Below are 26,007 nucleotides of genomic sequence, written 5' to 3'. Positions count from 1 at the left end.
TTTTTCCAAATAGAAATAGCCATGCACCCCTGTCAGGGCGCACAACCGTGCGCCCTATAAATCACTAACTCAGAACAAAGTTACTGGGGCTTAAACTGGATGCATCAACGTTTGACAACATCATCAAATTCTCGAAACCACCGGATTTTTGACTTCCATCGATGTCTAGCCGAACGGCTGTATCACTACCAACCTGTTGAAGGTCCAGGTAGTCAGAGAATTTATTTGAGCCGCTATAAGCTGGACCAGACATAATTTGACGCAAGTCGATCGCATCTTGATTGTGGTCAAAATCAGTAATGGTATCTCCTTGGCTTTGCACATCCTGATAGATAAAGCGATCGCGCCCAGCACCACCAGTTAATTCATCTTCTCCCAAGCTATTGAGAGTATCTTGGCCTTTACCTCCTGATAGTTCATCATTGTTTGAACTACCCATGAGGATATCGACACCGCGATCGTGCATATACCCCTTGACTTCGGTCTGACTTTGACCATTATTGAAGGTATCACTCCCGTTACTAGCAGTTTGTGTGATGGGAGTAGCTGATTGAGAGTTACCACCATTGTTGATAAAATCTTGTATCACCTCCCATTTCGGAGAAGTAGATTGGTTAACGTGTTCTAAAGCACCCCAAGCCCCCCATTTAGTTGGTGTGACAATGTCGGAGTAGACGACAAGTTCACTATCACCACTTAGCTTGTCCCAACCTTCGAGGTATTCTTTATACACTTGCCCCATACGTGGGTCACGGTTAGCCTCGATAAATAAATCAGTGATTGCCTGATTATTCTCTGACCCGTTAAGCCCTGTCAGATGCTGTCCACCTTCATAGCCAACTAGATCCAGACCATATTTTTTCGCCTGTTCTGAATGCTTGCTGATGTTGTCTAGTTGTTTGGGTAGTTCTGTTTTGTTCAAGTAGTCAAAGACTTTGTTCAAACCTCCGTCTGGTTCTTTAGTCCAGCTTTCTACTTCCGATTCTGCAAGTGTCCAATCTTGTTTGTTGGGAGTTACAAATATCCCCAGGTAAGGAGCAATGCCGATCGCATCTACTGTAGAATTTGGATCGTACGCCTTCACCTTCTGCACCAGTTGCTCAGTCAACTGTAAGTTACCATTCTGAGCGCCGAGAACCGTGACCACGCGATCGCGATCGTTGCCAAAGGCTTTATCCCAAATATCACCCATCTGTTCTGTACGGCGACTGTGCCAGTCTGTCCAGTCACCACCCAACTTTTGCCCTTGCTCCTGCGCCCATTGATGTTGACCAAAAGCACCATTCCACACTTCGTTGGAATATTCTACATAAACCTTCAGGTTGGGGTTGAGCTTTTCTTTGACAACCTTGGCAAAGTTAGCCATGTATTCATCGGAGGCTTGGTGGGGCATATTAAACCAAGGATTCGCCCCAGTACGATTGGCTAAGTCAACCATTACTTCTACAGGCACACCCTTATTAAAGTAGGTGTAAGTAGAACTGTCAACTGTCGGCCGATTTTGCCAATCACTCTGTTTGGAGTTGTTAGTACCCATCCAATCCATAAATCGGAGGGTGGAGTAATTGTCAGTTTTCTCAACAAAGGTAGGATTAAATACCTGTTTCTGGTAATTTTTTTCCTCGGCTTCAGGTACAAGGCGGATGTTGCGAAGATAATTTCCTGTACCTTTAGGGTCTGTTTCGGTAAGAGATAAGGATATTCCCTTACTAGAAGGCGTGACATTAATTACATCACGACCAGGTTTAGAAGCACTGGTATCGAGCTTGGCATCCGAGCCATACTCTAGCTTGCCCTCGCCTTCGTACAAAACTACATATTTACCACTAGGGTAGTTTTCTTTGACTCCTGGTGCGGGAGAGATGAGATTGACCAGAGTTTGAACGCTATCATAATTGCCACTGCCTGATTTCGGTAAGGATTTTACCCAACCATTTTCATCTAAATCCAGTTGAATTCCTTGCGGCTTGTCTCCTGTTTTGGAATTTTGAGGCATCCAGTCACTGGCCGTTTTGAAGTGATCCAAAAATGGTAATTGGCTAGACCAGTAAGAAACTCCATGCAGGTTTACGCCTAAAGTATTCGCCATGATTATCCCTTTGATTAACGCCAAATGGTTTTTCCCCTACACACCACACTCCTATACCAAAACACCTAAGCACAAAGGTTTTACCTAAGACTGGAACTCATAAGCACCTATATCAACGCCCTTACCTTGACCGCGTTGTTTGCCGTTGTAATCCAGCTTTGCGTAATCAGCGATCACTGCGGAACCAGCATCAATTGCTGGTGAATCTGCTGTGAGATTGAAATTATTGCCTTCTAAGTCGGCAAATCCAACCGAATCTGTCTGCGTATTGTTCTCAGCTTGCAAATTACTCACGCCATTGCCGGTTTCATAGACTTTTTCAAACTTATTCGTAAATAAGTTGTGGTCTAGGGTGACATTCTCAGCATCTTCAACAAACCCATTACGAAAACTGCTATTCGCAAAGATATTGTTGCGAACCAGAATGTTCTTTGGTTTATAACCGCCATAGTTGTCAGAACCATCGATTAAGAAACCTTGAACATTGCCATCAACGGTATTGTTGACAATTTCAACATCACTCACATTACTGCTGACACCAATTCCTTGACCACTATTCACCCCATCCTTACCGTTATCAAGAACAATGTTGTTGTAGACACGGATATCAGACACATCTCCTTGATTGGGAACTTCATCCGTAATCACAAGTCCACCAGCAGTATTATTGGCAACAACATTGTTGTAAACATCAATGTTGAACATGTCAGCGCGGTTACCTTCAATATATAGGGCAGGACCGCCGCTATAGCCATCGGGTGTACCACTAACTATGGCTTGACCAGTAACAATATTGTGGTGGACAGAACCATTGCGGGAGCCAGTTTTGATATCAATACCTTCGCGGTTGCCTTCTTTGACAGTGTTATGAGCCACCTCGAAACCATCAACACCCCAGATACTCAATGATTCTTGTGTTCCAGTTGTGAGGTCGAAACCGTCGTTGATATTGCCTTGTTTGGCAGCGTTACCCTTCCAGATCCAGCTTGCTCGTTCTACAGTGTTATTTAACACCTTGATATTTTTACTCGTCACTTCGCCTTCCCCACCTTCATAGTAGGTATCTGGCATGACGATGATCCCAGAAGCACCAGTCTCGAAGGTGTGATTATTTTGCACCGTCATGTTGTAGGCGTCACGTAAAGAAATTCCCGCCCAGGATGTGTTTTCAATTCGGAAGCCATCAATCACCCAATTACCTTTGCCAGCTGACTGAATTACTCCTTCCCGGAAAAAACCACTCTTTGGGTCAGGATCACGCAAGGTAACATCACCATTGGCTTTGAGTGTGATGTCACCCAACTTACTATCACCAGATTTACCCAGGGTGATGATTTCCGTGTAAGTGCCGGGTTGAACTAGAATCGTGTCACCTGACTGAACAGGAGATTTTTCATTCACTGCATGGTTTACAGTTTTCCAGGGTTTATCAAGTGTACCTGGATTATCATCGCTGCCATTGGGTGAAACGTAGTAGACATTCCCGGAGTTATTAGACTGACTCGAGTCTGTAGTTGCTGCTAGAACAGCTGGTTCGCGAGTAGAGTCGCTGAAGTTGATACTCGTGCCTAGAATATCTGAAGTTGTAGTTTCTGGTTGAGTATCAGAATTAGGCTTTATATTGCTGAATTCCTTGATACCATTGTCTTTGATGCCAGTCAGAACATCTCTATCTATGCCCTCATTATTGAGGAATTGCCTATCTTGTGTTTGAGAAAATAGGTTACTGCCATTGCCGCTATCTAATCCATTGTCTTTTGTACCCAAGCTTTTGTGCTGCCAAGTACTAACTCCTGAATTAGGTAAGGATTTTACCCAACCAGTTTGATCTAAATCCAGTTGAATTCCTTGCGGCTTTTCCCCTATTTTGGAATTTTGAGGCATCCAGTCACTAGCAGTTTTGAAGTGGTCCAAAAATGGTAATCCGCTAGACTGGTCAGAAACTCCACTTAGGTTTGTACCTAAAGTATTCGCCATGATTATCCCTTTAATGAACGCCAAATGGTAGATTCCCTGGGATACCTACGGGAAATTTATCAACACAGCCAAAGTGAGAATTACTTGTAATTGCTTTTTCCTGGTGTACGGAGAAGCTAGTAATTCATCTGTTTTGCTATTAGTCATTTGTATGTACGCACGTATATAAGAACAAGTGACTAATGCAATGCTTGCAGCAATTCTTGAACAAGAAATGGTGTATATGCCCTAAGAGCAGTTTCCCGCAGGATACTTGACCTCAAAATATTGTTGCGACAACAGCAAAAAAGCAGTGACTACGAAATTGTTCATTCACTCAGAATAAAAGCTACTGTAGCTTTTCTCGCGCTTGCCTTGTGACGGTCATTCAACTGTCACAAGACGGCAAAAATACAATTTATACATATATTTTGAATGTCCTTTTATATGGGAAAATTGATATTATTCGGCCATTTTGCATAATTAGCTTTTAATATATCTGCCAATCAGGGAAGCAAAAATCGCTCTATCAAGTACTTTTAATTACAAAAAAAATATTTTTAAGAAAGTCTTTACCGCAAAAAGAGTAACAAGCTTTTGTCAAAAAAATTGCAAATCAGTATAGAATGTAATGTTTTGGTAAAGTTTCCCGAGAGTCAGGGTAAAAAATTGACAAAGTCTTATTAAAAATTTTCCTGATGCAATCAAAAACTCGATGTAAATCAATAGAGACAGGGTCTAACTATAACTATTTGTAGATTGACTTTCTGACTAGTCTTGCCCTTGGTGAGACATTTCAGATTTTCAAACATTGAGAACAACGAATCGCGCAAGCTAGGAATTATGACGATACAAACCTTGCAAGTGGGTAACGAAGTACTTCAGGCAAATCAATTATTGTCTTTGCTACATCGTTATCAGTTGTTGCCGCAGGTATTACGCGCCAAAGTCATAGACGAGGCGATCGCGCCTTTTAATTGCACAGAAGCAGAGAAGCAAGCAGCGATCGCCAGTTTTAGGGCGCGTTATCAACTCACCTCACCAGAGGAACAACAAGCATGGTTGCAACAGCACCAGCTAACAGAAGCAGAAATGCAAGAATTAGCAATCCGTCCGGTGCTGATCAAAAAATTTCAACTTCTCATGTGGGGCAGAAAATTAGAGTCTTACTTTCTGCAACGCAAAGCCAACCTAGATCAGGTCGTGTATTCTCTAATTCGCACCAAAGACGAAGGACTAGCCCAGGAATTGTATTTTCGCATTTGTGAAGGAGAACAATCTTTTGCGAGTGCCGCCGAGAAATATTCCCAAGGGCCAGAAGCAAAAACAGGAGGAGTTTTGGGGCCAGTTCCCTTATCTCAACCCCATCCAGTCATTCAACAAATTTTATCGATCAGTCAACCGGGTCAACTCTGGGAACCACGGGCTATAGCCGAGTGGTTTGTCATCATTCGCCTAGAAAAATTAATGCCTGCACAGTTAAATGACGCTATGCAGCAGCAGTTATTAGATGAACTCTTTGAAACCTGGATACAAAAACAAGTTCAAACGCGCCTACAATCTTCCAGCCAGGTTATGGAAACTGTAGCAGCATAAATTACCAACACCACCCAGGTTTATGAAAACCCAGATTGCCCACTCCGTGGAGATCTGGAACATTAAATTCAGTGAAGTGAACAGTACTAGCCGCAGTTATCAAGGCGTATGGTAGAGGACTAAAACCCAAGGATTTTACTGATAACTGTGAAGTGAGGTTGTGAGGAAAGGAGACAAGAAAAATCGCACATGTTCTTCCCATTATCTAAAGCGCCACCGACCCCTAAAAGTTGGTGGATAGACCATGCTTGTTGTGTGGGAGTTTCTAGGAGAAATTTAGATGAAGCCAGCTATTACCCAAACCGACATCATAAAATTCTTAGCCGACACTCCCCCTTTCAGCAAACTATCGTCTGCCACCTTAGAAACAATTGCAGCGAAATGCCAACTGTTGCAATATCGTACTGGACAGTGGATGTTGGTGAGGGAAAGAATGCCAGCGCAAGTGATGATAATTTATCAAGGACAAGCGCGGCTATTGGGCTACGACCAACGTCGGGCTGCTCAGGTGAGTTTGACGGTGGTAGAGCCAGGAGAGTTCCTGGGTTGGCTAGGATTATTACGTGGGGTAAGTTGCGAAGCAGCGATCGCTTCTAGCGAAGTCATTGCTATTACTCTGGAAGCAGAAGAATTTCTGCAATTAATGGCCAAAGAACCAGAGTTTGCCCAAGCAGTGCGATCGCGTCCTCAGATCACAGAAGTCTTTGACCTCCTGAGTTTGGAACTCCAACGACAAGCAGATGCAGCTACCGATTTAAAAGACTTAGTCCGTCAGCTTTGGCAACAAATAACGGTGGTGAATCTGCCACCAGGGAAAGTAGATTCCCAGAAATTTAATGATGACCACCTCTGGCTAATCAGCGCTGGTATGTTCGATGGAATGAGCGTTGGTAGTCGATTATTGATAGATAACAACCATCCAGATATTTGGCACAGTGACACCGAAATCCGCTTAATTGGTATTCCCTGGAAGTCTAATAACGAGAAAGCTAACAAAGACAATACTTCCACTCTGGCAATCTCCCCCGCCCCAGAATACCCACCGAATCCTGCTGTCGAACATATCGCACCACCAGACAGCATTTTTGTATCAGGACAAGGACTCCTTGATGTTTCCTTGGCGTGTTTCCAGATGTTACATCGCATCTTAGGGGGTTCTTTTCGCCGGGATTTAATTCGCAAAGTCTTGACAAATCAACTCAAATCGAACAAGCAGATTTCCCTACAAGTAGCAGGGGCTATTGTCGAAATGATGGGTTTGCAAGCCCAGTTAGTCAAAGTTCCTGCTAACGTCATCAATCGTTTGAGTGCGCCAGCCATCATTTACTGGCAAGAAAGCTTGGCCTTACTGTATAAAATCACAGAACATGAAATCGTCGTTGCTGCCCCAGAAACAGGCATTTCTTATTATTCTCTGGTGGAGTTTGGCAAAATCTGGGGACAATCAGGACAAGTCTTAGTTATCGAAAAACCAGAAGAGGAACGTCCAGAAAAATTTAGTCTGCGTTGGTTTTTACCTTCCATCTACAAATACCGCTTGGTATTGATTGAGGTTCTAGTTGCTTCGTTTTTTGTGCAAGTATTTGGCTTGGCAAACCCAATCATTACCCAGATCATCATCGATAACGTCTTGATGCAAAAAAGCCTCGATACTCTCGATATTTTGGGGATTTTCTTGCTTGTCATTGCAGTATTTGAAGCCATCTTGACGAGTCTGCGTACCTATTTATTTGCCGATACCACCAACCGAATTGATATCCGCCTGGGTTCAGAAGTCATTGAACATCTGTTGCGATTGCCCCTAAGTTACTTTGAACGCCGCCGCGTCGGCGAATTGGCAGGGCGGATTAATGAATTAGAAAATATTCGTTCTTTCCTCACAGGAACAGCGTTGACAGTGGTGCTAGATGCGGTGTTTTCAGTGATTTATATCGCCGTCATGCTGTTTTATAGTTGGGTGCTGACACTAGTTGCACTGGCTTGTGTCCCATTGTTTGCCCTGTTGACAACTTTGGTGGTTCCCGTCGTCCAGCGACAATTACGCAAAAAAGCCGAACGCTATGCTGATACCCAATCTTATTTAGTTGAGGTACTCACCGGCATTCAAACAGTCAAAGCCCAGAATATTGAATTAAAATCCCGTTGGCAATGGCGCGATCGCTATACCCGCTACATCAGCGCTGGATTTAAGAACGTACTAACTTCCAGCACCGCCAACTCCATCAGTGGATTTTTAAATCAATTCTCTAGTTTTGTATTGTTGTGGGTAGGCGCTCATTTAGTGATCTCGAATCAACTTACCCTTGGTCAATTAATCGCCTTTCGCATCATTGCTGGTTATGTTACCAGTCCCTTGTTACGTCTGATTCAACTTTCACAGAACTTTCAAGAAGTGGCATTATCCATCGAACGTCTGGGTGATGTCTTAGATACCGCACCGGAAGTACAGCCAAGCGATCGCCACAATATCCCCTTACCGGAAATTCAAGGCGCAGTCAAATACACAAACGTTTCCTTTGGTTTCAATCCTGACGATGCTTTGCAACTGCTCAATATCAATCTTGATATTGCCCCTGGTACTTTCGTCGGCATCGTCGGCCAAAGTGGTTCCGGTAAAAGTACAATGACAAAACTATTACCCAGGCTCTACGAACCATTGACAGGGCAAATTCAGATAGATGGTTATGACGTTAGGAAAGTAGAGTTAAATTCCCTGCGCCGTCAAATTGGCATGGTGCTACAAGATACCCTATTATTTGAAGGAACGATTCAAGAAAACATCGCCCTCATTCGCCCAGAAGCAACTACCGAAGAAATTATTGCAGCTGCCAAAGCAGCCGCCGCCCATGATTTCATCATGGCACTACCCAACGGCTACAACACCAGCGTGGGAGAACGGGGTTCTGCCCTTTCCGGTGGACAACGGCAACGTATCGCCATCGCCCGTACAATTTTACAAAATCCGCGACTACTGATTTTAGACGAAGCCACCAGCGCTTTAGATTACCAATCAGAACAACAAGTATGTCGCAACCTCATGGAAGTCTTTAGTGGTCGCACTGTCTTCTTCATCACCCACCGTCTGAACACCGTCAAAAATGCCGATGTCATCATCATCATGGATCGGGGTGCGATCGCTGAACAAGGAACCCATGAAGAACTCATGGCCATGAAAGGACGGTATTACTGTCTCTATCAACAACAAGGGCAAGAAGAGTAGTCAAGGGTCAATAGTCAATTTTCTCCCTTCCCTTATCCTCCCACTCCCCACCTCCCTACCTCCTACTACACCTCCTCTACATAAAACAAAACCATGCTTGATCCATCTTTGTTGCTGCTAGCTTGTACAAACTGTTCAGAAGCGTCACTTAATACCCCCGAAACACCTGCTAATCATTGTGAGCAAATTCTGGTAGATGAAATAACAACTCCATCAAACCCAGATTTGCATAACTGTGTGACTGAACCGGAAGCCACTAAAGTAAGTTTTTCACCATCAAACCAACCGAGATTGCAACTTGGTAGTCAAGGTACAGCTGTTTCCCAACTGCAAACTCAGCTGCAAAAATTGGGACATTATCACGGTGCAATTGATGGTAAATTCGGTGTACTTACCCAAGCAGCAGTTATTGAATTTCAGGAAGAGAAAGTATTAGACTCTGCTGGAGGTGTTGTTGATGCTACAACTTGGCAGGCACTCCAACCATCCCCACCCAAGGTTAAAACTACTAAAACTGACCCCGGAGATAGTTTTGTAGCTCAGAGCAGCCAAGAAAGCATAAATTCAAGCGCAAGTCAAGCAGATAATTTGGTAAATCAAAGCGATCGCCAAAACACAAATCAAAACCAAAATCAAAACAACAATTACCATGTAAATTACTTAGAAGCTGCCCCAAGCCAAACATCTATTTTCTTGCCTTTGGGTGGTTTCATGTTTTTGCTGACAGCTGGGGGATTAGTATTTATTTGGAAGCGTCTGCCAAAAACCCAACGTCAATGGCAATTGCTGTTGCAAGGAAGTACAGCAATTTTCAGTTCGGGAATTACCATACCTCGTGATACACCTAGTGAGACACATGACTTTGATCAGCCGGTCATTTTAAAACAATCCCGTGTCTGGTCACATGCTATTGTTTGGAGCATTGTCGGTGTGACCAGTTTTGCAGTGGTTTGGGCTTGTACTGCCAAAATCGATGAATCTGTTCCCGTGCAAGGAAAACTCGAACCCAAAGGTTTAGTGAAAGAAATTCAAGCACCAGTGGGGGGAGTGATCAACAAAATTCATGTTCAGGAAGGACAAAGAGTCGAAAAAGGCGATCTTTTGGTTAGTTTTGACCCCACAGTTGCCCAAGCAAAACTACGCTCACTGCAACAAGTGCGAGCCAGCATAGTACGAGAAAATAATTTTTACCGTACCCAGATGCGAACTGCAACAGCTAATTCTACTACAAGAGAGTTCCAGATATCACCAGAGTTAGCATCACTCACAGAAAACCGTGTTGCCTTGGTACGGGAAAATGAACTTTATCGTGCAGAATTGCTGGGTGAGACAGCAATACGTAACCTTGATCCAGACTTGCGAGAACGTTTGATTAACAGACAAACAGAAAGAGACTCTCGCCTTGCCACAGCACGGCTAGACGTAGAACAATTAACCAAGCAGTTAAATCAAGTGCAAGTCCAATTAACGAGTGCGAGGGGTAGTCTGGCAACAAATTTGGAAATTGCCGATAATTTAAACACTTTGGTGAAAAAAGGAGCCTTTGCTCGCTTACCTTATCTAGAAAAGCGCCAAACAGCAGACGCTAGCAAAGCTGAAGTTAACCGCCTTGTGCAAGAAGAACAACGTTTGCGGCTGGCGATCGCACAATCACAAAAGAAATTAGAAAATGCGATCGCTCTATCTAAAGAAGATTTACTCAGTAAAATTGCTGAGAACGAAAAGCGCATTGCTGAAATAGATAGTCAACTCACCAAAGTGATGGTCGAAAATAAAAAACGCATCCAAGAAATTGATGGCGAAATTAGCGAAATTCTTTCGACCCTAAAATATCAAGAAATTCGAGCTACAACTAGTGGAATTGTTTTTGATCTTAAGCCTCGTAGTTCTGGTTACGTCTACAATACCAGCGAATCCATTCTCAAAATCGTGCCGCCAGAAAATCTTGTTGCTCAAGTTTTTATCACCAACAATGATATTGGCTTTGTCAAAAATGGAATGCCCGTTGATGTGCGGATTGATTCTTTCCCCTACACAGAATTTAGTGATATTCGAGGCGAAGTAGTTCGGATTGGTTCTGATGCTTTACCACCTGATCAAAACACTCCATACTACCGTTTCCCGGCTGAAATTCGCTTATCAAAACAATCGATTAACGTTAACGGCAAAGAAATCCCTCTCCAGTCTGGCATGTCTTTGAACGCTAATATCAATGTTCGTAAACGGACTGTGATGAGTATTTTCACAGAAAAATTCTTAGGCAAGATAGAGAGCCTAAAATATACTCGTTAGTCTGGAGTTTTACTAATTCAGTTTACACAGAGTTAGTATAACTGGATGAAGTTTGCGTTGGTCGGGGTTCACCTTCCCCTACCATACGCAGTCTCTGTTGCTTTTGCTTATTCAAATGAAGATACGTGTTCGCCACTCAGATGATTAAGTGACCAACGGTGATCAACAGTCATTGATGAACCTTGGCAAATTTCTTCTAGATGTTTTTGTTGCACAGCAGCTTTGCGGAGAGTAATAATTAGCTGATTGACTTGATTTCGCAGTTCTGGATTATTACTTACTGCTAACATTGTTTGTCTTTCTAGTAATTGCAGTATGAGTTCGTAGTGGATGGGTGAAGGCAGAGGAATTTGCTCCATGAAGTTTATTTTTTATTTTGATTTCCAATCCAAGACTGTTTGTTAATCAGTAAATTGTTACATAAGTAGAAGGCAGATGGCACAAGGAGAAAGGCTGAACCTATCTAGTTTATGGGCATAAGCATTTTACGTTTAATTATGTTCATATTGGAATACTGGCTTGACTCAAGTAATTAATATTTGGTGAAAAGATTAGCAATCGCTAATTCTGGATCTGGTTGTTTAACTAATGATTCACCAATCAGGACAGCAGAAGCGCCTGCTTTTTTTACCACATGCAGGTCATCAGGTGTATGTAGTCCTGACTCACTCACAACAATAATGTTCCGTTCCTGCAAATTTTTACCTCTTGCTGATAAAAGCTCACAAGTGGTTTGTAAATCAACAGAAAAATCTTCGAGGTTACGATTATTAATACCTACTAAAGAAACACCATCTATAGCTAACACACGGTCAAGTTCTGCTAAAGTGTGGACTTCAATTAATGCTGCCATTTTGAGAGTATTGGCAATTTTAACAAAGTATTGTAAATCCTGATCGCTGAGGATAGCTGCAATCAGCAAAACTGCATCTGCACCAAGAACGCGGGCTAGATACATTTGATAGGGATAGATAATAAATTCCTTACACAGCAACGGTAAATCCACAGCAGTGCGGATTTTAGCTAAATTATCAAAGCTACCTTGAAAGAATTTTTCATCTGTTAATACAGAAATGCAACTAGCGCCGCCTTGTTGATATTGCAAAGCGATCGCCACTGGATCAAAATCTTCTCTGATCACACCTTTGCTGGGAGAAGCTTTTTTGACTTCAGCAATTAAAGCTGGTTTAGTCTTTCCATCTCGTAGCGCCGCCACAAAATCACGGGTAGCCGGTGCAGTTAAAGCTTGCTTTTGCAACTCCTGTAAGGGTTGCTTTTCCCGCATTTGGTCTACTTCTTCTTCTTTTTGCCAAACAATTTTTTCGAGGATGTTTCTTGGTTCAGCATCAGGAGTGGCAACCTGATATCTTAAATTAGACACTGCAACAGTTGGATTTGGTGGACGGCGACGGATTTGCATGGGAAATTATGAATTATGAATTATGAATTATGAATTATGAATTATGAATGATGAGTGATGAAGGTTTGATAATTCATCATCATTCATCATTCAGCATTTAGAGGGCGACTGCGCGTTTATAAGCTTCGTCTAGCACTTCTGAGAGTGTGGGGTGGGCGTGAACCAAATAGGCGAGGGTGTGGACAGATTGACGGTTGGCGATCGCGGCTGAGGCTTCGTGGATGAGGTCGGAGGCGTGCATTCCAAAAATATGGACTCCCAGAACTTCACCACTGTCTTTACGATAAATTACTTTAGCCATACCATCGGCTTCGCCTTCTGCCAAGGCTTTGGAATTACCTTTGAAGTAACTCTTTGCCACTCCGATTTCAAAACCTCCGGCGGTGGCTTTTTCCTTGGCTTGTACTTCGGTCATCCCGACATAGCTCACTTCGGGGTGAGTAAAGGCTGCTGCGGGGATACTAAGATAGTCTATTTCTTTGTGTCTACCGCAGATATTTTCTACTGCCACAATACCCTGAGCAGAGGCAGCATGGGCTAGCATCATTTTGCCAGTGGCATCGCCAATTGCCCACAAATGTGGCACAGGTTCACCCCCACTTAACACAGCCATAGTGTCATTGACGGGAATAAAATTCCTGCGGTCTAATTCTACACCTACTGATTCTAAACCGAGATTTTGGGTAGCTGGAATCCGTCCGGTTGCCACTAAACAAGCATCGACTTCTAGCACATCTACATCTTCTTTGGTTTTGAAGTCGGCTAATTCTATTACCACTGGGGAACCCGGGATGACTCTTTTGGCGTATACTCCTACATAAGTTTCGATATCGCGAGGAGTGATTAGCACCCGTTCGGCAAGTTTGGCAATATCACGATCAAATCCTGGCATTAATTGATCGAGTGCCTCGATCATAGTAATTTCGCAGCCCAAAGCCGAGTAAACATCAGAAAATTCCAAACCTATGTAACCACTACCAATGATTGCGACCCAATTTGGTAATGATTCTAATTTTACCCCTTGGTCACTGGTAAATACCGTTTTTCCATCTACTTCAATCCCGGGAGGGACAAAGGGAACTGAACCAGGAGAAAGAATAATATCTTTGGCAGTGATGGTTTTTTCACCACTTTCTGTTATTATACTGACTTTTTGAGCGCCGACGATTTTGCCCCAACCCCGAATAATATCAACCCCCAAACGCTTGAGGCTGTTGGTTAGGTCTCCTTGAATTTTCGCAACAAGATTATTAGCGTGGTCGGCGATCGCTTGCCGATCAAATTGTACACCTGCGACTTTAATCCCCAACGTTTTGAGATGATGGGCGTCTCTGAGTTCTCGTACACGTCCAGAGGCTGCCAACAATGCCTTAGAAGGAATGCAGCCTCGGTTGACACAGGTTCCCCCCATATCAGCCGCTTCAATGATTGCTGTCTTCAAACCACAACTAACGGCGTGCAAGGCAGCTCCATGTCCGCCCACTCCAGCGCCGATAATCACTAAATCATAATCAAATCCTTGACTCACGTTAGTTTCCCCGCGTGCATAGCCCTATATATTCTTAAACTGACAAAGTAATCAGTGCAAGTCTATTTAATTTTAGGCTGTTGGGGGGAGTGGGGAGATGGGGAGGTGAGGGGTGTGAGGAGTGTGAGGAGTGTGAGGGGTGTGTAGACGCGCTCACAGGCTTCCCGGAAGGGTGGAGTATGGGCATTGGGCATTGGAAATTATCAACAACCAACTACTAACCACTAACCACTAACTATTAACGGTGAGATATTAGTAATTATTTATAATTAATTTTGATTATTTATTCAATATTTATTCCTGAAGGCAGAGGTAATTGTTATTTATTTATTTCTAGGGAAAGATTGGCTTTTATTTTTGAAAATCAGAGAATATTTATACAAGGATTCACTAATCAAAATAAACTGAAAAATTATGGCGAAGCCAATTGAATTTAACCTATTTGCGCCCTATAACAAAGCAGCAGCTTTAATTGGTTCTTTTTCTGATTGGCAAGAGATTCCAATGGAAAAAGGTAATGATGGTTATTTCCGTACAACAGTTGAATTAGAAGATGGAGATTATCAATATAAATTCCGTTTACAGTCGAAATCCTGGTTTTTGGAAGAAGACCAATGGGTTGATGTTACAGATCCATATGCTATAGATATAGATGAATTAAGTGGTCAAGATCACGGGATCGTACATATCAAAGATGGACAAAGAATAGTTGATACTTACGTTTGGCAGCATGACGATAAACCTTTAGCTGCTGACCATGAATTAGTAATTTATGAATTGCATGTCGGGGACTTTTCCGGTGGTGAAGATGATCCTTATGCACGTGGTAAGTATAAGCATGTAATTGAAAAATTAGATTATCTCTGTGAATTGGGTATTAATGCTATTGAGTTAATGCCTGTGAAAGAATATCCAGGTGATCATAGCTGGGGATACAACCCCCGCTATTTTTTTGCCACAGAATCTAGCTATGGTTCTACAGCTGAGTTAAAAAATCTGATTGATGAGTGCCATGCTAGAGGAATTCGCGTCATTATGGACGGGATTTACAATCACTCAGAAGCATCAAGTCCATTAACTCAGATAGACCACGATTATTGGTATCATCATTCTCCGCGTGACCCTGATAATAGCTGGGGGCCTGAGTTTAATTACGAATTATATGATGAAAATTTAGAGACTTATCCAGCTCGTAGATTTATTGGCGATACAGTCCGTTTTTGGATTGAAGAATATCATATTGATGGTATTCGCTACGACGCAGCGCGGCAAATTGCGAATTATGATTTCATGCACTGGATTGTACAAGAAGCGAAAAAAACTGCTGGTGCGAAACCTTTTTATAATGTTGCTGAACACATTCCTGAAACTACCAGCATCACTAATGTTGATGGACCGATGGATGGTTGCTGGCATGATAGTTTCTACCACTGTATTAAGGAACATATTTGTGGTGAAACCTTTGATTTAGAACGACTCAAAGATGTCATTGACTGTAAACGTCAAGGCTTCATGGGCGCTACAAATGTTGTTAATTACTTGACAAATCATGACCATAATCATTTGATGGTTGATTTAGGCGATCGCAACATTTTTGATGAGGAAGCTTTCAGAAGAATCAGATTGGGTGTGGCGATTTTAATGACTGCTGTTGGTGTACCTTTAGTTTGGATGGGTGAAGAGTTTGGTGAGTATAAACCTAAGACTCCAGAATCAGCAAAAATTGATTGGACACTACTAGGTAATGATTTGAATCGCGGTTTATTTGAGTACTATAAAGGTTTAATTAACCTGCGTAAACAAAATCATGCGCTTTACACAGAAAATATTGACTTTATCCACGAAAATCCAGAGGCAAAAGTATTAGCTTATAGTCGCTGGAATGATGAAGGTTCCCGTGTGGTTGTTGTCGCTAATTTCTCAGAAAACTTCCTTGCTGGCTATCATGTGCCTAATTTCCCTAATGGTGGTACATGGCACGAATGGACAGGAAATTATGATGTTGAAGCTGGCGATGATGGCATCATGATTGATATTGGCCCTTACGAAGCCAAGGTGTTTGTTTGGCACTAGAGACCTCTTGCAAAAGTCGAATTAACCCCCTATTCCCCTCCCAGATTTTGCTTAGGGTTAGGGTGGGGTAAAAATATTTTTGCCAGGATCTAGTGAGTGTGCATTGGCGGAAAGTTTGAGCAAGGGCTTGGGGCGTACTCTTTCTTGAAGCCGCCCTACGGGCGTCTACAAAGCAGCGTCCCGCAGGGAACCTCAAAGCTTTCCAAGAGAGTAGTCGATTTCTCAAAAAAACTATTTTTTACCGAACGCAATGTTTCTTCCGTCTCTATATCAGCCGTAACTTGTAATAGGGAAGTATTATCAGTTTTCAAATTAAGCGATCGCACTAATGAGAGTGGCAATGGTTGTTGACTAATTCTGTGAATGTAATCTGCATTTAAATAAGTCAGGTAACTTGGTTGATTAGCCACATAGCTTTGGAAAAAGGGCAGGCTTAAAAATTTAACATAGCGTTGTGCTAAAGCCGGATTTGGGCCGATCACTTGTTCGGGAACAGGGATGACAGAGTTTGGTGATTCTGCGATTGTCGAAAAGTGCGTACCGCCACTAATTAATGCTAAATACTTGTTAGTAGTTGTTAACCAAGTAAAAGGTTGAATTTGTTCTGGCAAAGCTGGGGCAGCTGTATCATTACTGCTGCTAACAATCATGACCGGAATTTTGATTTGACTGAGGCTATCTTTGCCGAGAACAATGCTATTAATTGGGTTAATAGCGATCGCTGCTTTGATGCGTGAATCAGATAGGTCATACTCCTCAGGTAAGGATAATTCCGCAGTCAAACACTGGAGTAAAAGCGAAACATTGAGGGTATCTTGTGGGGGTGGACAGCTTTGTTGGATTTGGGAAAAGTTAATTGGTGCGCCTGCTAATGCTAAAGCTGTGTAACCTCCAAAGGATTGACCAATTACGCCTACCTGTTCCAAATTTAACTGCCCCTGGAAAGCTGCTTCAGACCGTGAGCGGCGAGCAAGTTCATCTAAAAGGTATCTTACATCCAAAGGTCGATCAATAAACTCCCTGGGACTTGTAATATCAGCTGCTCTACCTGATAGTAATGCTTGTAACTGCTGAGCGTTGCTACCAGGATGTTCAGGAACCGCCACAACAAACCCATAGGAAGCCAAATATTCAGCTAAGTAAACAAAACTAGTTCGATCAGAACCAAGTCCGTGGGAGATGACAATAACTGGTCTAGGCTGAGAAACTTCTGGTAAATAAATATCGGCGGGATAGATACGATCACGAGACTGATCATTGAGGTTAATGGTTTGCTTTTGCCATTGATAAGATCCTGGTTGCAATAAGTTTATAGTGTTACTAATACTTTCTGGTGAAGCAGTGGTTGCTTCTTGGTTAGCTTCTTTTTGAATGAGGGCGATCGCTTGTTGAGTCTGGTTGAGAAAACTCTGGGCTAAGTTGGCTAGCTGTAGGGCGCGGGCTAAATTAATTGAAAGCCGACTTGAGGGAAACTTGCGTAGTACATTTAATAAAGTCAAGCCTTCCGGTTCAGCCGCAGCTAAAATTAATGCTGCACGAATTCCGTATAAACCAGTAGCCCGAGTTTCACCCTCAATCACTGTTGCCAAATTCTCTAGCAATCTTTCCCCGATTGGTGTGTAGAGAAACTGGGAAACTTGTACCACATTTAAGGGAATAGGAGTTAGTAATACCTGTTTGATTTGCTCTAGTCGCTCTTTGGGTGCATATTGAAAATAAGCAGCCAATTCATCATCGATTTTGCCTGTTCTGGCGTAATCTTCTAGAGATTGAACTGATATAGAACGCTCCAACAGACCGTAGGACAGGGTTAACCGTTCTGCACCCAAGACAGGACGGGGAATGATCGTAGGTATGAGACAGGTGGTAATAAGAAAGGCACCTGAGAACCACCCAATACGATTTTGGATTTTAGATTTTCGATTTTGGATTAGGAATGCTCGTATGCCTCTGGGTTGTGTCATTTGCCATTTGTCATTTGTTATTTGTCATTGGTCATTGGTCATTGGGCATAAGTATTTATTCTCCCCATACTCCCCACCTCCCCATCACTCACGCCTCTCCCCCAACAACCACATCACGTATCCGCAGACTTGGCCCGCCACAACCTACAGCTAAACCATTTTGTGCGTCTTTACCACAACCACCAGACTCGTCCCAGTAAAAGTCGTCACCAATTGCTTCTATATCTGCCAGGGTTTGAAACACGTTTCCTGAGAGAGTTACATCTTTGACTGGTTCAGCTATTTTCCCATTTCTAATCATCCAAGCTTCCCCAGCGCTGAAGGTGAACATTTCCCCATTGGTCATTCCACCCAACCAGTTACGCGCATAAACTCCTTGTTTAATACCACTGAATAAATCAGCCACAGGTGTTTTACCTCTTTCTATCCATGTATTGGTCATGCGGACAATGGGGGCATAGTGATAATTTAAACACCTAGCGTTGCCTGTTGCTGTTTCTCCTAACTTACCTGCGGTTTCACGGGAATGCAATCTTCCTACCAAAATCCCATCTTGAATTAACTGCGTAATTGTTGCAGGTGTGCCTTCATCATCGTAAAAATAACTACCACGATGTCCAGTTAGGGCTGCACCATCAAAAATTTGTAATTCTTCCGGGCCAAACCTGCGTCCAAAGGTCATTACCTCTAACAAATCTGGGTTTTCGTAAGCCATATCTGCTTCTGATAGATGTCCAAAGGCTTCGTGAACAAATAAACCAGTAAGAATCGGATCAATAACTACGGTGTAGGTATCACCTTTGACTGATGGTAAAGTTAAAGCTGCTACTGCCCTTTCGGCAGCGCTTTTGACTTGTGTATCTAGGTTGATTAAATCTTCAAAAGCCTGGCGCGAACCGGTGGTTTCTCTGCCAGTTTGCACAGTATCACCATCTCTAGCAGTGGCAGCAAAGCGCATTTCCATATCTACCCAAGACTGTTCAATGAAAGTGCCTTCACTAGTAGCAACAATTACTTTTTGACTGGTGTCACTGTAGCGTACAGATGTGGTGCTGATGCGATGGTCTACACTTTTGAGGAGATCACAATAGCGATCGCATAATTCTTTTTTACGACTTAAAGAAACAAGCCGGGGATCAGTACCTGTCAAGGGTAATTGACAAACTGCTTGCACTGGTTCAACGGGAGCAAGTATAGTTTCTTCATCACCAACCATCCTCGCAGCAGCAATTGCTTCTTCGATACGTTCAGCAATTGTTGTCAAGCGGTTAAAACTGCTGAACCCCCATCCACCCCTATAAGCAGCACGAATATGTCCACCGATAGAAATAGCCTCGCTGAGAGTTTCTACTTTGTCGCCACGCAACAGTATATCTGTACCTTCAGCTTCTTCTAGGCGAATCATTAAATAATCCACCTTAGATGCATAACGCTTCAGTAAGTCAGAAAGCAAATTTTGCACATCCACAAGCAAGGTAGGCATTTGGCAGATAGGAACAATGAGGACTTGTTTATATTCTCTAATAAAGGCTGAAACTTCAAGGATAAAGCGTGAAACGGGAGCATCCCAATTTTTTCAATATACGCAAAGGGTTTCAACCTTTAGTTATGAGACTGCGATTTCAATCCCAGGGGAATTTTTGAACATTTAGGATGCTCCCCGTGAAACTTCTAGGATGAAACGTGAAGTATAAAGTGTGTTTTTTGATCCTTTATCTTGTATTCTTTTTTAATGCGATCGCCATAGAGTGTACGGCAAGCCTTTATCGTTGATGTTGTCAAAAATGCAAGCAAAGCTGCCAAAAATATTTAAGTTAAAGGCAGGTAATGCCAGCAAGACAGTCTTGCTGTTGGCAGGAATCTTTTTTTTCCTGTGTTTGTTATTTACCCTGCACCGCTACTATACCTTTTACGCTTCCTTTGACCAAGGCATTTTTAACCAAGTTTTTTGGAATAACCTGCATGGTCGTTTTTTTCAAAGTTCTCTTTCTTCTAGTCTTTCGACTAATGTAGTTCACGCTGGCGAAGTTCCCACAGTATATTATCATCGACTCGGACAACACTTTACGCCGGCGTTATTGCTGTGGCTACCCATCTATGCCTTATTTCCCTCTCCTGCCACTTTAACTGTTTTGCAAGTTACACTAATCACGGCGGCGGGTTTGGTGTTGTACGTACTAGCTAGGCAATATCTTCAACCACCATTAGCAGTCATGATTACCGCCAGCTTTTACGGTGCGAACGCGGTGATCGGGCCGACTCTGAGTAACTTTCACGACATTTGCCAGATTCCCTTGTTTGTATTTACCCTGCTGCTAGCAATGGAAAAACGCTGGTGGTGGTTATTTTGGTTGCTGGCAGTTTTGATTTTAGCTGTACGGGAAGATGCAGGTATAGGATTATTTGGGGTTGGAGTTTACATGATTTTGAGTAAACGCTTTCCCCGCGCTGGCGTTGCTGTATGTATCCTCAGTTTTGGTTACATATTAGTATTAACTAATTTGATCATGCCGTTGTTTTCTAAAGATATTTCGCAACGGTTTATGTTGGAACGATTTGGACAATATGCCGATGGTGAGGAAGCTTCCACCATAGAAATTATTTGGGGGATGATTAGCAATCCGCTGCGTTTATTAGTAGAGTTATTTACACCACTAGATAGAACTATTAAATACTTATTAGGACAGTGGTTACCCTTAGCATTTGTACCTGCTGTAGCCCCTGGTTCTTGGATGATCGCTGGTTTTCCCCTATTGAAATTATTACTAGGCAAAGGAGAATCTGTTTTATCTATTACCATCCGTTACGCTTTAACCGTCGTCCCAGGATTATTTTACGGGTCTATTCTCTGGTGGTCGCAGCGTCAACAAAAATTTAAACCTGCATTTTGCCGTTTGTGGATAGGTTGTATTTGTCTGTCTCTATTTTTTACCTTTACATCTAATCCCAATCGCACTTTTTATTTTGTCATTCCAGATTCAGTCAAACCACTAGTATACGTCTCATTGCCACAACAATGGCAACATGTAAATCAGATGCGCCCCCTGCTGGCACAAATTCCCCCAGATGCGAGTGTATCTGCAACTACCTACATAGTTCCCCATCTTTCTAGCCGCCGGGAAATCTTGCGTTTACCTGCCTTGGAACTACGTAATGATGCCCAAGAAGTAATTAAAGTAGATTACGCGATCGCTGATCTTTGGCAATTGCAAAAATATCAAGCTGCATTTAAAAGCGATCGCAGCTTATTAAAAGATTTAACCCCACTGATTGACCAGCTCATCAATAATGGCGAATATGGAATCATAGGCTTTGAAGATGGCGTCATTTTATTAAAAAAAGCTGCCAGTTCGGACACACAGGCAAAAGCAGCTTGGTTACAATTCCGGCAACAGTTAGTAGAAGGGGATCGGGGATAAGGAGGACAAGGGAGATGGGGTGATGGGGAGTAGAGGAATAACAACTAACCACTAACCAATAACCAATGACAAATTTTAGATAAATCTAAAGGCTTGGGGGATTGCATCAAATGAAAATATTAGTACTGAGTTGGGAATTTCCGCCCCGTATTGTTGGAGGAATTGCGCGCCATGTCTCAGAACTGTACCCAGAAATCGCCAATTTAGGGCATGAAGTTCATCTAATTACACCTGAATTTGGTCATGCACCCATGTTTGAAGTCGTGGACGGAGTGCGTGTGCATCGCATTCCTGTGGCTAGTGGTAACGACTTTTTCCATTGGGTAGTAAACATGAATGAAAGCATGGGCAGCCATGGGGGAAAATTGATCGCGGAAGAAGGCCCCTTTGATCTTATCCATGCTCATGATTGGTTAGTTGCAGATGCGGCGATCGCTCTCAAGCATACCTTTAAAATTCCCCTAATTGCAACAATCCACGCTACTGAATACGGACGCTACAACGGTATTTACACAGATACCCAACGTTATATCAGTGGTAAAGAAGAACTATTAGCCTACAACGCTTGGCGAATTATTGTCTGCACCGACTACATGCGTCGAGAAGTAGAACGAGCCTTACATAGTCCTTGGGATAAAATAGACGTTATTTATAACGGTATTCGTCCAGAAAAAAAACGCCATCACGAAGACTTTCACGCCCAAGACTTTCGTCGCCAATTTGCTGAAGACAGCGAAAAAATCGTTTACTATGTCGGTCGCATGACCTACGAAAAAGGTGTATCTTTGCTCTTAGCCGCTGCTCCTAAAGTACTCCAAGAAATGGGGGGTTACGTTAAGTTTGTAATTATCGGTGGTGGCAACACTGATCATCTCAAAAAACAAGCTTGGGATATGGGGATTTGGCATAAATGCTATTTTACCGGCTTTATCTCAGATGAGTACTTAGATAAATTTCAAACCATTGCCGACTGTGCTGTTTTTCCCAGCCTTTATGAACCCTTTGGAATCGTTGCCTTAGAAAGCTTTGCTTCTCGTGTACCGGTAGTAGTATCTGATACAGGCGGTTTCCCAGAAGTAGTGCAACATACAAAAACAGGCATTGTCACCTATACCAATAACCCTGATTCTTTAGCATGGGGAATTTTGGAAGTTCTAAAAAATCCCGGTTATCGCCAATGGCTAATTGATAACGCTTACGAAGATTTGGAACGACGCTTTAGCTGGCCGAAATTAGGCAAGCAAACAGAAGAAGTGTATCAGCGAGTGGTGCATGAGCGATCGCTCGTAGTGTGGTAAGAAAATTCTTGGTGTCTTTGTGTTTTTGTGGTGAAAAAGATTATTTTTGAAACACTAAGACACTAAGACACTAAGTACAGCTTCATAAACCTTGCAAACCTGTATCTGCATATCTGCATTGTCAATTATTTGCTTGCATGGTTGCAATAGTTCATCTCGTCGGCGTTTAAGTTGTCGTCGCTCAATGCCATCTCGACGACCCTACATTCTTTTCTATTGATCGTTGCATTTTACATCAATCTTCATGACAATCAAAACATTTGTGGTAAATCTGCATACACAATAGTTTCCAGAACACCATTGAAGCGATTATGTCTCAACCAACGATAGAGTCAATCCTCCAAGAAAAACGTTTATTTTCCCCAACTCCAGAATTCTCCCAAAGCGCCCATATTAAAAGCCTGCAAGAATATCAGCGCCTCTACGAAAAAGCTAAAGCCCATCCTGAACAATTCTGGGCAGAATTGGCAGAACAAGAATTAAACTGGTTTGCGAAGTGGGAGAAAGTTTTAGATTGGCAACCACCGTTTGCTAAGTGGTTTGTGAACGGTAAAATTAATATTTCTTACAATTGTCTTGACAGACATTTAACTACTTGGCGCAAAAATAAAGCTGCGATCATTTGGGAAGGAGAACCAGGAGACTCACGCACCCTCACCTACGCCCAACTACATCGGGAAGTTTGTCAATTTGCCAATGTGCTTAAACAATTGGGAGTACAAAAGGGCGATCGCGTTGGTATTTATATGCCGATGATTCCCGAAGCTGCCATTGCTATGCTTGCTTGTGCGAGAATTGGCGCACCCCACAGTGTTGTCTTTGGTGGTTTTAGTGCGGAAGCTTTACGGGATCGATTAATTGACGCCCAAGCCAAATTAGTGATCACTGCTGATGGTGGTTGGCGTAAAGATGCGATCGTCCCTCTCAAGGAACAAGTAGATAAAGCTTTGGCAGATGGTACAGTCTCGACTGTGCAAAACGTTTTAGTTGTCGCTCGTACCAATCAAAAAACTAACATGGAACCAGGACGTGACCATTGGTGGCATGATTTGCAAAAGGGTGTGAGCGCAGATTGTCCCGCCGAAGAGATGGACAGCGAGGATATGCTGTTTATTCTCTACACTTCTGGTAGTACCGGTAAACCCAAAGGAGTTGTGCATACAACTGCTGGATACAATTTGTATACTCACATTACCACCAAATGGATTTTTGACCTGCAAGATACGGATGTATACTGGTGTACTGCGGATGTCGGTTGGATTACGGGGCACAGCTACATTGTTTATGGGCCGCTTTCCAACGGTGCCACAACGGTAATGTATGAAGGCGCGCCCCGTGCTTCTAATCCTGGGTGTATGTGGGATGTTATTGAAAAGTATGGCGTGACGATTTTTTATACTGCACCCACCGCGATTCGTGCTTTTATCAAAATGGGTGAACATTTACCCAAAGCCCGGAATTTATCTTCTCTACGTTTGCTGGGAACTGTAGGTGAACCCATTAACCCGGAAGCTTGGGTGTGGTATCACAGGGTGATTGGTGGCGAACGCTGTCCGATTGTCGACACATGGTGGCAAACTGAAACTGGTGGAATCATGATTACACCGCTTCCAGGAGCTATTCCTACCAAACCTGGTTCTGCAACTCGTCCTTTCCCAGGAATATTAGCCGATGTGGTGGATCTGGAAGGTAATTCTGTTGGCGACAACGAAGGCGGCTATTTGGTAGTTCGCTATCCTTGGCCTGGGATGATGCGGACAGTATACGGTGATCCGGAGCGCTTTCGCCGTACTTATTGGGAACATATTCCCCCGAAAGATGGGCAGTATATTTATTTTGCAGGCGACGGTGCAAGACGAGATGAAGACGGTTATTTCTGGGTGATGGGTCGTGTTGATGATGTGATTAATGTATCAGGGCATCGTTTGGGAACAATGGAAATCGAATCAGCCTTAGTTTCCCACCCTGCGGTGGCTGAGGCGGCTGTGGTAGGTAAACCAGATGAACTTAAAGGGGAAGAAATAGTTGCTTTTGTGACTTTAGAGGGTGGTAATAATCCGAGTGAAGCACTCAATAAAGAACTCAAACAGCACGTCGTTAGTGAAATTGGTGCGATCGCTCGTCCCGGAGAAATTCGTTTTACCGATGCTTTGCCTAAAACCCGATCTGGTAAGATTATGCGCCGCTTATTACGGAATCTTGCTGCCGGACAGGAAGTATCAGGTGATACTTCTACCCTTGAGGATAGAAGTGTGTTAGATAAGCTACGGGAAGGTGCTTAGCACTGCTAGTTTTTTACTCTGTGTCCTCTGCGTCTCTGCGGTTTAAATGTAATTTATTTAACCGCAGAGGCACAGAGAACGCAGAGGGAAGAGTAGAGATGGGAAAATTGTTAACATATTTATTTATATAGATATAAATCCCAAATAATAGAAAAATTACTGCGTGATGAAGCCAAAAAATTCTTTTCAGCCAAGATTGGCTCAAACTGCTTGTTACTTGAGTTTGGGTATTTTGATTGTCACAAATACCTTTGAGTCTGCTTTTGCACAAGTACGTAATCCTGGTACTGCTAAACAACACACCCAGGAGCAAATACTAGCGCAATTTTCCGACGCTAACAGTGGACAGCAAGAGCGATCGCAACTAATTAGAACAGCAAATACTTTATTTAGCCAAGGTGATTTAGCTGGTGCAGAAGAGAATTTACGTAAATTAATTAAGAAGTATCCCAAAGATGCTTTTGGCTATTACCAGTTAGGTAATGTCTTGTTTCGTCAGGAGAAAAAAGACGAGGCAATTAAACAATATCAAGAAGCAATTCGCTTAGATTCTAAATACGCGCTTGCACACAATGGTATTGGACTTGTTTTTGCCAGTCAAGAACAATGGGAAGAAGCGATTGCAGAATATAATAAAGCACTAGCAATTAATCCCAATTATGGTGATGCACTGACTAATTTAGCTCAAGCGTTTTGGGAAGTTGGTAAACGCGAAGAAGCGATCGCATCTTTAGAAAAAGCATTGAGTGCTTTTAAAGCCCAAAATAAACCTCGAAAGGTAGAACGAATTCAAGAGATTTTACGTCAGCTCAAACCTAACGATGACCCGACTGTATCGTGAAATGAGTTTTTTCAATATCCTTAGCAATG

General features: G+C 42.8%; 16 protein-coding genes. 8 read left to right on the top strand and 8 right to left on the bottom strand.

Annotated features, from left to right (window positions below):
• Window positions 1–64: 64 nt before the first annotated feature.
• Together UYK_RS0113160 and UYK_RS0113155 are read right to left on the bottom strand one after the other, a co-directional pair.
• Complete coding sequence (locus tag UYK_RS0113160; protein ID WP_009457303.1) at window positions 65–2,089, bottom strand: type I secretion C-terminal target domain-containing protein; 2,025 nt, start codon at window positions 2,087–2,089, stop codon at window positions 65–67.
• Window positions 2,090–2,173: 84 nt separating this feature from the next.
• Complete coding sequence (locus UYK_RS0113155; RefSeq protein ID WP_009457304.1) at window positions 2,174–4,066, bottom strand: choice-of-anchor Q domain-containing protein; 1,893 nt, start codon at window positions 4,064–4,066, stop codon at window positions 2,174–2,176.
• 822 nt (window positions 4,067–4,888) lie between these two features.
• On the opposite strand from UYK_RS0113155, the gene UYK_RS0113150 reads away from it, so the two are divergent.
• From UYK_RS0113150 to UYK_RS0113140, 3 genes are all read left to right on the top strand, one after another.
• Window positions 4,889–5,641 (top strand): peptidylprolyl isomerase, encoded by a 753-nt coding sequence (locus tag UYK_RS0113150; RefSeq protein WP_009457305.1) that lies wholly within the window; start codon window positions 4,889–4,891, stop codon window positions 5,639–5,641.
• A gap of 280 nt (window positions 5,642–5,921) precedes the next feature.
• Window positions 5,922–8,861, top strand: coding sequence for a peptidase domain-containing ABC transporter (locus tag UYK_RS0113145; RefSeq protein WP_009457306.1), 2,940 nt, complete (start codon window positions 5,922–5,924; stop codon window positions 8,859–8,861).
• 93 nt (window positions 8,862–8,954) lie between these two features.
• Window positions 8,955–11,153, top strand: a complete 2,199-nt coding sequence (locus tag UYK_RS0113140) for a beta-barrel domain-containing protein (protein WP_009457307.1) — start codon at window positions 8,955–8,957, stop codon at window positions 11,151–11,153.
• 107 nt (window positions 11,154–11,260) lie between these two features.
• Here the strand turns inward: UYK_RS0113140 and UYK_RS0113135 are convergent, their stop codons facing one another.
• The 4 genes from UYK_RS0113135 to UYK_RS27565 form a co-directional block, all read right to left on the bottom strand.
• The gene (locus UYK_RS0113135; RefSeq protein ID WP_009457308.1) at window positions 11,261–11,512 is read right to left on the bottom strand and encodes a DUF5340 domain-containing protein; all 252 of its coding nucleotides are present in this window, start codon (window positions 11,510–11,512) and stop codon (window positions 11,261–11,263) included.
• A gap of 173 nt (window positions 11,513–11,685) precedes the next feature.
• Complete coding sequence (gene trpC / locus UYK_RS0113130; RefSeq protein WP_009457309.1) at window positions 11,686–12,573, bottom strand: indole-3-glycerol phosphate synthase TrpC; 888 nt, start codon at window positions 12,571–12,573, stop codon at window positions 11,686–11,688.
• A 97-nt stretch (window positions 12,574–12,670) separates the two neighbouring features.
• Window positions 12,671–14,101 carry a dihydrolipoyl dehydrogenase gene (gene lpdA, locus UYK_RS0113125; RefSeq protein ID WP_009457310.1) on the bottom strand — a complete coding sequence of 477 codons (1,431 nt, stop codon included), beginning with the start codon at window positions 14,099–14,101 and terminating at the stop codon, window positions 12,671–12,673.
• Between the two features lie 62 nt (window positions 14,102–14,163).
• A complete protein-coding gene (locus tag UYK_RS27565; protein ID WP_257998850.1) occupies window positions 14,164–14,295 on the bottom strand; it encodes a hypothetical protein in 132 nt (43 codons plus the stop codon).
• Window positions 14,296–14,515: 220 nt separating this feature from the next.
• Here UYK_RS27565 and UYK_RS0113120 point away from each other — a divergent pair, with 220 nt between their 5' ends.
• The gene (locus UYK_RS0113120; RefSeq protein WP_009457311.1) at window positions 14,516–16,174 is read left to right on the top strand and encodes an alpha-amylase family glycosyl hydrolase; all 1,659 of its coding nucleotides are present in this window, start codon (window positions 14,516–14,518) and stop codon (window positions 16,172–16,174) included.
• A 155-nt stretch (window positions 16,175–16,329) separates the two neighbouring features.
• Here the strand turns inward: UYK_RS0113120 and UYK_RS0113115 are convergent, their stop codons facing one another.
• The gene (locus UYK_RS0113115) at window positions 16,330–18,138 is read right to left on the bottom strand and encodes an alpha/beta hydrolase (RefSeq protein WP_009457312.1); all 1,809 of its coding nucleotides are present in this window, start codon (window positions 18,136–18,138) and stop codon (window positions 16,330–16,332) included.
• Window positions 18,139–18,226: 88 nt separating this feature from the next.
• Entirely contained in the window at window positions 18,227–19,621 is a 1,395-nt protein-coding gene (locus UYK_RS0113110) for a TldD/PmbA family protein (RefSeq protein WP_009457313.1), read from the bottom strand.
• 301 nt (window positions 19,622–19,922) lie between these two features.
• On the opposite strand from UYK_RS0113110, the gene UYK_RS0113105 reads away from it, so the two are divergent.
• The 4 genes from UYK_RS0113105 to UYK_RS0113090 all read left to right on the top strand — a co-directional run bounded on the left by UYK_RS0113105 (window position 19,923) and on the right by UYK_RS0113090 (window position 25,978).
• On the top strand, window positions 19,923–21,557 hold the full coding sequence (locus UYK_RS0113105) for a DUF2079 domain-containing protein (RefSeq protein ID WP_009457314.1): 1,635 nt from the start codon (window positions 19,923–19,925) through the stop codon (window positions 21,555–21,557).
• A gap of 110 nt (window positions 21,558–21,667) precedes the next feature.
• On the top strand, window positions 21,668–22,855 hold the full coding sequence (locus UYK_RS0113100) for a glycosyltransferase family 4 protein (protein WP_009457315.1): 1,188 nt from the start codon (window positions 21,668–21,670) through the stop codon (window positions 22,853–22,855).
• 311 nt (window positions 22,856–23,166) lie between these two features.
• Window positions 23,167–25,137 (top strand): acetate--CoA ligase, encoded by a 1,971-nt coding sequence (acs, locus tag UYK_RS0113095; RefSeq protein ID WP_009457316.1) that lies wholly within the window; start codon window positions 23,167–23,169, stop codon window positions 25,135–25,137.
• A 166-nt stretch (window positions 25,138–25,303) separates the two neighbouring features.
• Entirely contained in the window at window positions 25,304–25,978 is a 675-nt protein-coding gene (locus UYK_RS0113090) for a tetratricopeptide repeat protein (protein WP_016871537.1), read from the top strand.
• Window positions 25,979–26,007: the final 29 nt, after the last annotated feature.

This window comes from Fischerella thermalis PCC 7521 (genome assembly GCF_000317225.1).
Taxonomy (GTDB): Bacteria; Cyanobacteriota; Cyanobacteriia; order Cyanobacteriales; family Nostocaceae; genus Fischerella; species Fischerella thermalis.
The sequence above is the reverse complement of the archived record's forward strand: the minus strand, read 5'-3'. Positions and strand labels throughout refer to the sequence as shown.

Excerpts from the sequence above, each read along its gene's own strand:
- UYK_RS0113105 (WP_009457314.1), top strand. The coding sequence starts at position 19,923 with ATGCAAGCAAAGCTGCCAAAAATATTTAAGTTAAAGGCAGGTAATGCC.
- UYK_RS0113110 (WP_009457313.1), bottom strand. The coding sequence starts at position 19,621 with ATGCCTACCTTGCTTGTGGATGTGCAAAATTTGCTTTCTGACTTACTG.
- UYK_RS0113120 (WP_009457311.1), top strand. The coding sequence starts at position 14,516 with ATGGCGAAGCCAATTGAATTTAACCTATTTGCGCCCTATAACAAAGCA.
- UYK_RS0113155 (WP_009457304.1), bottom strand. The coding sequence starts at position 4,066 with ATGGCGAATACTTTAGGTACAAACCTAAGTGGAGTTTCTGACCAGTCT.
- trpC (WP_009457309.1), bottom strand. The coding sequence starts at position 12,573 with ATGCAAATCCGTCGCCGTCCACCAAATCCAACTGTTGCAGTGTCTAAT.
- UYK_RS0113090 (WP_016871537.1), top strand. The coding sequence starts at position 25,304 with ATGAAGCCAAAAAATTCTTTTCAGCCAAGATTGGCTCAAACTGCTTGT.
- UYK_RS0113115 (WP_009457312.1), bottom strand. The coding sequence starts at position 18,138 with ATGACACAACCCAGAGGCATACGAGCATTCCTAATCCAAAATCGAAAA.
- UYK_RS27565 (WP_257998850.1), bottom strand. The coding sequence starts at position 14,295 with ATGCCCAATGCCCATACTCCACCCTTCCGGGAAGCCTGTGAGCGCGTC.
- UYK_RS0113150 (WP_009457305.1), top strand. The coding sequence starts at position 4,889 with ATGACGATACAAACCTTGCAAGTGGGTAACGAAGTACTTCAGGCAAAT.
- UYK_RS0113145 (WP_009457306.1), top strand. The coding sequence starts at position 5,922 with ATGAAGCCAGCTATTACCCAAACCGACATCATAAAATTCTTAGCCGAC.
- UYK_RS0113160 (WP_009457303.1), bottom strand. The coding sequence starts at position 2,089 with ATGGCGAATACTTTAGGCGTAAACCTGCATGGAGTTTCTTACTGGTCT.
- UYK_RS0113135 (WP_009457308.1), bottom strand. The coding sequence starts at position 11,512 with ATGGAGCAAATTCCTCTGCCTTCACCCATCCACTACGAACTCATACTG.
- UYK_RS0113140 (WP_009457307.1), top strand. The coding sequence starts at position 8,955 with ATGCTTGATCCATCTTTGTTGCTGCTAGCTTGTACAAACTGTTCAGAA.
- UYK_RS0113100 (WP_009457315.1), top strand. The coding sequence starts at position 21,668 with ATGAAAATATTAGTACTGAGTTGGGAATTTCCGCCCCGTATTGTTGGA.
- acs (WP_009457316.1), top strand. The coding sequence starts at position 23,167 with ATGTCTCAACCAACGATAGAGTCAATCCTCCAAGAAAAACGTTTATTT.